Origin of the sequence: Dietzia massiliensis (assembly GCF_018390595.1) — a bacterium.
In the GTDB taxonomy this organism is placed as follows: Bacteria; Actinomycetota; Actinomycetes; order Mycobacteriales; family Mycobacteriaceae; genus Dietzia; species Dietzia massiliensis.
Map to the genome: position 1 here is coordinate 1 of NZ_JAHBAV010000153.1, position 518 is coordinate 518.

Annotated in this window: 1 protein-coding gene and 1 tRNA gene; both read left to right on the forward strand. The window is 49.8% G+C overall.

What is annotated here, in order from left to right; all coding sequences use genetic code 11:
* A partial coding sequence (locus KHA85_RS20105) for a hypothetical protein (RefSeq protein ID WP_213186643.1) occupies positions 1–212 on the forward strand: 212 nt, incomplete at its 5' end.
* Positions 213–231: 19 nt separating this feature from the next.
* Positions 232–307: transfer RNA gene (locus tag KHA85_RS20110), tRNA-Gly, on the forward strand.
* Positions 308–518 lie beyond the last annotated feature (211 nt).

Sequence of the window (518 nt, forward strand, 5' to 3'; positions counted from 1 at the left end):
GGCTTGCTGTATATCGCGGCGGTGCTGACTTTCTGGTCGATGTTCCAATATTTGAAAGCGGCGCGCAACGATCTGCTGGAACCGTGATCGATACGCTGCAAAAATCGGCAAACGATCGTGATGAGCCAACAATTTTATTGACTCATCACGTCAGGCAAGTAGAATGCATCGCATCAGACGACAACGATGAATTGCCGAAAGATAGCAAATAAATCAGTCAGTTCTGGTAATGCGGGAATAGCTCAGTTGGTAGAGCGCAACCTTGCCAAGGTTGAGGTCGCGAGTTCGAGCCTCGTTTCCCGCTCCAAACATTAGCCTGTTGAATCCCCGTGATTCGGCAGGTAAGCGAAAAGGGGCTTCGGCCCCTTTTTCGTTTTCTATTCCTTTGCCGTCCGGTGAAACCCTTCTTCATCCTGCTAGCTCGATTATTGCCACTATATCTGCTGTCGTTTTCTTACCCCAGAATGCATCCGTTGCATGGTGCAATCAGGCACATTTGATTGGGCGCCGTACGGTGC